This is a genomic window from Cohnella suwonensis (genome assembly GCF_042655365.1).
Lineage (GTDB): Bacteria > Bacillota > Bacilli > Paenibacillales > Paenibacillaceae > Cohnella > Cohnella suwonensis.
This window is the reverse complement of record NZ_JBHSMH010000085.1, coordinates 1-986: the sequence shown is the minus strand read 5'-3', so window position 1 is coordinate 986 and position 986 is coordinate 1. Positions and strand designations below refer to the sequence as shown.

1 protein-coding gene is annotated in these 986 nt (G+C 49.8%); it reads right to left on the bottom strand.

Annotated elements, in window-relative coordinates; genetic code table 11:
- Positions 1 to 68: 68 nt before the first annotated feature.
- Positions 69 to 986, bottom strand: a 918-nt coding sequence (locus tag ACFPPD_RS20350; RefSeq protein ID WP_417286514.1) for a Mu transposase domain-containing protein, incomplete at its 5' end; no start/stop codon positions are given.

Genomic DNA, 986 nt, shown 5'->3' with positions numbered 1-986 from the left:
GAGTTAACACAGAGTCTACCTCCGATTGGGCGAACCGGCGAGAGCTCGCTGGTTCGCTGAATATAGAGCTAATGAACGAACTTGCTAGAACGGTTCTCTTGGTAATAAGACGCGCCACGCACATTCTCATGAACGGGTGTCGGCGTCTCCGGAATGAACAAAGGCAGCTCCAACTGCTCCATTCCTTTCTCCAGAATCGATTTGACACTGGTATAGGAGAAGGCACCGATGGCGATGGCTCGAGCGGCTGCGGCTTCTAGTCTTTCCGTAGAAAACCTCTTACTGAGACTGATAATGCCTAGACAGCTGCGATAACCCTGCTCGGGATGAGGCTTACGAGCCAATATTTCTTCGATGAGCTTGCCGATACTCGGGCCCATACTCTTGCCCCAATCGATAAGACGTGAAGGCGTCCATTCCATATGTTTCTGATGGGATTTGGGTCGATGGAGAGGATCGGTGACCATTTGTCCCTTCCGGTATGCCCGGCGATGACTAGCAACTCGACTGCCTTTGTGGAATATCTCGACGATTCCTTCCGTCATTCTTACATCAACTTCGTGCTTCACAAGGGTGTAGGGCACGCTGTAGTAGACGTATTCGACGGTAATGTGGTAGTCGATGTTGACTCGGGATAATCGCCAAAATGCAAATTCATAAGGCTTGGGCGGAAGTGGCCGAAGAATTGGCTTGTCCAGACTCTCAAACAAGAGCTTTCGAGATCCTTCCATCTTCTGGAATGGTTTCTCATTCAAGCGATTCAACAACTCACGAATCGCCTCGTTTAACTCAGCCAGGCTAAAGAAACGTCGATTTCGTAGTGCCGCTAAGATCCAGCGCTCGGTAAGTAGAACAGCTGCTTCTACCTTAGCTTTATCTTTTGGCTTCCGAGGTCTTGTCGGCAGAATGGCACTACCATAATGGGATGCCATTTCGTAATACGTACGGTTCACATTGGGCTCATAGCGATCCGCATGCTTCACACC